Consider the following 4,818-nt stretch of genomic DNA (forward strand, 5'->3'; position numbering starts at 1 on the left):
GTGGGGCCGCCGGTCCCGGGGGCGGCGCAGCCGGACAACGCGAGCGGCAGCGCGACTGCCGCGACGATCCACGTACGAGCTCGCATGACATCCTCCGAAAACAGCGGTCGGAGACCACGGTAAGGAGGACGCCGCCCGCGCCTCGAAGGAGAAATACCGCCACGGGCCGCGTACTTTTACCTGCTTTCGCCGGACGGCACCGCCCGGTCACCGGACCCATCGCCGAGACGCGGGCGGCCGATTCGCGCTCCGATGGAACCGGCGGGGCGCACGCGCGGTCCAAGAGATGGGCGACGTTCACGCCGGCGCCCACCGCCGTCCGGCCGCCGCAGGCGCCGGGGCATCGCTGGAGCGCCGGCTGACGCCGCAGACGGCCCTTCCCGTCCGGCGGCTCGAGCTGGGCGTCGCCCCACCAGCTCTCAGTTCGCGGCGGCCAGGGTGTCGTCGAGGACCCGGGCCACGAACGCGTCCAGGTTGGCCACGGCCCGGACGACGCGCTCCTCCACCGTGAGCGACTCGAACCGGGTGCCCAGCTCGGTCTGCTTCTTGTCGCGCACGTACAGGGAACATGCCAGGTCCGCGCAGATGTAGGCGCCGACCGTGTTGCCCTGACGGCCGGCGGCGCCGACCCTGGGCGCGGTGAACAGGGCCACCCCGCTGCCCGAGTGCGGCGTGACGCAGACCGAGCACAGGGTGGACTTGGTGAAACTCCTACGCACCTCCTGCGCCAGGCGCATGGAGATGCCGACGAGGCCGCCGTCGCGCTCCACGACCAGGTAGCCGCGCTCCGGCGCCCCGGGATCGCGCCAGCCCAGGTAGTCGAGGTCGTCCCACGGGGATCGGGCCAGATCCCGTGGCAGGTTCAGCCGCCGGGCCTCTCCCTTGGAGCAGTTGACGAACGACGTGCGGATGTCCTGCTCGGTGACGGGTCTCATCACTCTCTCCTCGTACGAACCTAATGAATCTAGACTAAAGCCTAGGATTCCTAGGTTTGTCAGGGCAACCGGTTTTCCGGCTGGTCACAGCGCTGACCCCGTGCTGGTCACAGGGCCGCCGGCCGCACCGGGCGGCCGCGCACGCCGGGGTCGGCGCCGAAGACGGCGCCCGCCTCCGGCTGCTCGGCGCGGTCCACGTCGAGTGCGGAGGTGGTGATGAACAGCCGGTCGAGGCCCTCGCCCCCGAACGTCACCGCCGTGACCTTGCGAACGGGCAGCTCGACGACCGCGTCCAGCCGCCCCTGCGGGGTGTACCGGCGCACGGCCCCGCCCTGCCACAGCGCCACCCACACGCCGCCCTCGGCGTCGACCGTCAGCCCGTCGGGGGCGCCGTCCTCCGGATCCACGGTCACGAACGGGCGGCGGCCGCCGAGCCCGCCCTCCGGGTCGTAGTCGAGCACGTCGACGCGCCCGGTCTCGGTGTCGGCGTAGTAGGCCAGGGCGCCGTCCGGGCTGAAGTCGAACCCGTTGGAGATCGTCACCTCCGGCAGCACCACGCGCAGCTTACCGTCCGCTCCGGCCACGTAGAACGACCCGCGCCCGCGCCCGGCGTCGTAGGCCATGCTGCCGATGTAGAAGCGGCCGTCGGGGTCGCAGCCGCCCTCGTTCATCCGGATCGCGGGGTCGCTCCACGCCTCGCCCAGCGAGCGCAGCGGGGCGTCGAGGTCGTCGGAGTCGGCCAGCAGCAGCTCGCGTTCCGAGGCGACCAGGTAGCCGCCGGACACGCGCGGCCGTACGACGGCGGCCACCGCGCCCACGTGCCGGCGGCGCACCCCGCCGCCGGCGTCCAGGGCCAGCACGTCGCCCGCCAGCATGTCCACCCACCGCAGCCCGCCCCAGCGGCTGGACCACACGGGCCCCTCGCCGTGCTGGGCGACGGGGTCGGTCACGGTATATGGGGCGATGCTCATGCCTGGCTCCTCGGCGATCAGGGGGATGCGTACGGTCCTCGACCCTATTGACATCCCATCTGCCCGGAAAGGCGTGCTTCGGGGGTCAGCCGCGCTGGCCCGTCGGCCGGACGACCACCGTGTTGACGTCCACCCCGTCCGGCTGGCCGATCGCCCACACGATGGCGTCGGCGATCTGCCCGGCGCTCAGCATCGGCCCGTCCGGCGGGTTGCCGCGCCCGTCCCAGAAGGGCGTCTCCACCCGGCCGGGCGCGACCAGGGTCACCCCGACGCCGTCGCCGGTCACGAGCTGCCTGGTGTTCTCGGCCAGCCCGGTCACCGCCCATTTCGTCATGCCGTAGACGTTGCCCGGCGTGTTGGTGACGCCGGCGACGCTGCCGACCAGCACGATCCGCCCCCGCGAACGCTTCAGCGCGGGCAGCGCCGCCCTGACGAGCAGCGCGGGGCCGAGCACGTTGGTCAGCACCATCTCGCGCCGTCCGGCGGGCCTGCGCCGCGAACCGGTCGAGCCGCCCGCGGTCGCGCCCGGTGACGGCGACGCTGTGTCCCAGCTCCAGGAGCCGCCGGGCCGCCTCCGCGCCGATGCCGCTGGATCCGCCGGTGATCAAAGTGGCGGTCATCGGTCCACCCTACGCCAGCGCGCGACGCCGGACCCAGGCCGGGTCAGTACGCGACGGTGAACCTGACCCGGTGGTGGCGCGGCCGTTCCGCCTCGTCGAGCAGCGCGACCGCGAAGTCCTCCATCGAGATCGCCGACCTGCCGGCCGCGTCGGTCAGCAGGTCGTCGGCCCCGAGCCGGTAGTTCCCGGTACGCTCCCCCGGTTCGAGCAGCGCGGGCGGGCTCAGATAGGCCCAGTCCACGCCCTGCTCGGCCCGGCAGGCGGCGAGCTGCCCGTTGCAGGCCAGCGCGATCGGCCGCCAGGCGGGCGGGAAGTCCGGGGTGTCGACGACGGTGAGCCCGCCGCCGCCCGGCACGCGCAGCCCGGCCGCGCCGCCGACGAGCAGCAGCCGCACGCCGGTCCGCGCCAGCCCGGCCAGCAGCGCCTTGGCGGTCGTGACCAGGTCGTCCTCATAGCCGGGCGCCGGCCGGGTGGCGCTGATGACGAGGTCCTGGCCGGTGCTCAGCCTGGCCACGTCCGCGACGTCGGAGGCGTCGCCGACGCGGGTGCGGGCGGCTGGGTGCACCAGGGGCAGGCGGGCGGAGGCGCGGACGACGGCGGTGACGTCGTGGCCGCGCGAGAGCGCCTCGGCCACGACCCGGCCGCCCACGGCTCCGGTGGCGCCGAAAACGGTGATGCGCATGACGGTCAGGACTCCTTGCCGATCGGAACGGGGGCCCCGCCGGGCGGCGGGCTCGGAAGCGTGTGGGGACGCGCGGGCTGGGGCTCGGAAGCCGCGCCGGCCTGCGGGTCCGGGAGCGCGCGGGGGCGCGCGGGCTGGAGTTGGGCGGCGACGAGGGCGGCCAGGACGACGAGCGCGCCCAGCCCCTGGGCCGCCGTGAGCTCCTGCCCGAGCACGAGCCAGCCGAGCGTGGTGGCGACCACCGGGCTGAGCAGGCCGAGGAAGGTGACCTTGGTCGCGGACAGCGCTCGCAGGCCCCTGAACCACAGGGCGTAGGCAAGGGCGGAGCCGATGATCGTGAGGTAGGCGTAGCCGGCCAGGTTCGCGGCCGTCAGCGTGGCCGGCGGCGGCCCTTCGATGAGGAAGGCGACGGGGAGCAGCAACAGGCCGCCGGCCACGAGCTGCCAGCCCGTGGTGGCCAGCAGCGGCGCGGGCGAGTGCCAGCGCTTGCTCAGCACGACCCCCGCGGCCATGACCGCGGCCCCGCCGAGCGCCGCCGCCACTCCCAGACCGTCCAGCCGCGCGCCGGCCCGCAGGACCAGCAGGCTGACCCCGGCCACACCCGCCACGGCGGCCAGCGTGGTACGCAGCGTCAGCCGCTCACCCAGGAGCCCGGCCGACAGCAGGGCGACCAGCAGGGGCTGGACCGCGCCGACGGTCGCGGCCACCCCACCGGGCAGCCGGTAGGCCCCTACGAACAACAGCGCGAAGAACACCCCGATGTTCAGCGCGCCGAGCACCAGGGCGCGCCACCACCAGATCCCCTTCGGCAGGCGGCGGGTGATGGCCACGAGGAGCAGCCCGGCGGGCAGTGCCCGGATCACCGCGGCCAGCAGAGGGCGGCCCGGTGGCAGTAACTCGGTGGTGACCAGATAGGTGGTCCCCCAGATGGCGGGGGTCAGCGCGGTCACCAGGACGATTCCCATTCGATTGCTTAGCACTAAGACAAAGTATCTCAGCGCTAAGCGACTTCGCCAGGTGATTTACCTCACCGCTAAGACATCGCTAGGCTGGAACGGTGGCAGATCACGTCGACCTCATCCTGAAGCAGTGGCACGCCCAGCGTCCTGACCTGGACGTTTCCCCGATGGCGGTGATCGGGCGGCTGAGCCGGCTGAAGCAGCTGGTCGATGCCGAGCTGCGCAAGACGTTCGCCGCCCACGGGCTGGATCCGGCCTCGTTCGACGTGCTGGCGACGCTGCGCCGCAGCGACCCACCGCACCGGCTGACGCCGGCCGAGCTGATGCGGGCGTCCATGGTCACCTCGGGCGCGGTCACGCAGCGCCTCGATCGCCTGGAGGCGCGCGGGCTGGTACGGCGTACGCCGAGCGAGTCCGACGGGCGGGGCGTCGTCGTGACCCTGACCGACGACGGGCGGGCACTGATCGACCGGGCGCTGCCCGATCACGTCCAGGCCGAGGAGCGGGTGCTGGCCGGACTCAGCGGGGCGCAGCGCGACGGGCTGGCCGGCACGCTGCGCGAGCTTTTGGAGTCGCTCGGCGACACCACGGACCTCACCTGACCACGACGAGCGGCAGGCGCACCGGGCACCCGGCCACGGCGGGGGCGGG

At 73.7% G+C, this 4,818-nt stretch carries 6 protein-coding genes and 1 pseudogene; 1 reads left to right on the forward strand and 6 read right to left on the reverse strand.

What is annotated here, in order from left to right:
• Nucleotides 1-419 precede the first annotated feature (419 nt).
• From ETD85_RS60205 to ETD85_RS60225, 6 genes and pseudogenes are all read right to left on the reverse strand, one after another.
• On the reverse strand, nucleotides 420-935 hold the full coding sequence (locus ETD85_RS60205) for an FBP domain-containing protein (RefSeq protein ID WP_138698751.1): 516 nt from the start codon (nucleotides 933-935) through the stop codon (nucleotides 420-422).
• Between the two features lie 107 nt (nucleotides 936-1,042).
• Nucleotides 1,043-1,906 (reverse strand): SMP-30/gluconolactonase/LRE family protein, encoded by an 864-nt coding sequence (locus ETD85_RS60210; protein WP_138698752.1) that lies wholly within the window; start codon nucleotides 1,904-1,906, stop codon nucleotides 1,043-1,045.
• Nucleotides 1,907-1,991: 85 nt separating this feature from the next.
• The gene (locus ETD85_RS60215) at nucleotides 1,992-2,375 is read right to left on the reverse strand and encodes an SDR family oxidoreductase (protein WP_206059604.1); all 384 of its coding nucleotides are present in this window, start codon (nucleotides 2,373-2,375) and stop codon (nucleotides 1,992-1,994) included.
• Between the two features lie 67 nt (nucleotides 2,376-2,442).
• Nucleotides 2,443-2,526, reverse strand: a pseudogene (locus ETD85_RS65315) (short-chain dehydrogenase); the annotation flags it as partial.
• A gap of 43 nt (nucleotides 2,527-2,569) precedes the next feature.
• On the reverse strand, nucleotides 2,570-3,208 hold the full coding sequence (locus tag ETD85_RS60220; RefSeq protein ID WP_138698753.1) for an NAD(P)-dependent oxidoreductase: 639 nt from the start codon (nucleotides 3,206-3,208) through the stop codon (nucleotides 2,570-2,572).
• Nucleotides 3,209-3,213: 5 nt separating this feature from the next.
• The gene (locus ETD85_RS60225; protein WP_138698754.1) at nucleotides 3,214-4,173 is read right to left on the reverse strand and encodes an EamA family transporter; all 960 of its coding nucleotides are present in this window, start codon (nucleotides 4,171-4,173) and stop codon (nucleotides 3,214-3,216) included.
• Nucleotides 4,174-4,265: 92 nt separating this feature from the next.
• Here ETD85_RS60225 and ETD85_RS60230 point away from each other — a divergent pair, with 92 nt between their 5' ends.
• Entirely contained in the window at nucleotides 4,266-4,769 is a 504-nt protein-coding gene (locus tag ETD85_RS60230; protein ID WP_138698755.1) for a MarR family winged helix-turn-helix transcriptional regulator, read from the forward strand.
• Nucleotides 4,770-4,818 lie beyond the last annotated feature (49 nt).

Origin of the sequence: Nonomuraea zeae (assembly GCF_005889725.1) — a bacterium.
Classification (GTDB): Bacteria; Actinomycetota; Actinomycetes; order Streptosporangiales; family Streptosporangiaceae; genus Nonomuraea; species Nonomuraea zeae.

Bases quoted from the DNA above. Each gene is read 5' to 3' on its own strand.
- ETD85_RS60205 (WP_138698751.1), bottom strand. From the start codon at position 935: ATGAGACCCGTCACCGAGCAGGACATCCGCACGTCGTTCGTCAACTGC.
- ETD85_RS60215 (WP_206059604.1), bottom strand. From the start codon at position 2,375: ATGGTGCTGACCAACGTGCTCGGCCCCGCGCTGCTCGTCAGGGCGGCG.
- ETD85_RS60225 (WP_138698754.1), bottom strand. From the start codon at position 4,173: ATGGGAATCGTCCTGGTGACCGCGCTGACCCCCGCCATCTGGGGGACC.
- ETD85_RS60220 (WP_138698753.1), bottom strand. From the start codon at position 3,208: ATGCGCATCACCGTTTTCGGCGCCACCGGAGCCGTGGGCGGCCGGGTC.
- ETD85_RS60210 (WP_138698752.1), bottom strand. From the start codon at position 1,906: ATGAGCATCGCCCCATATACCGTGACCGACCCCGTCGCCCAGCACGGC.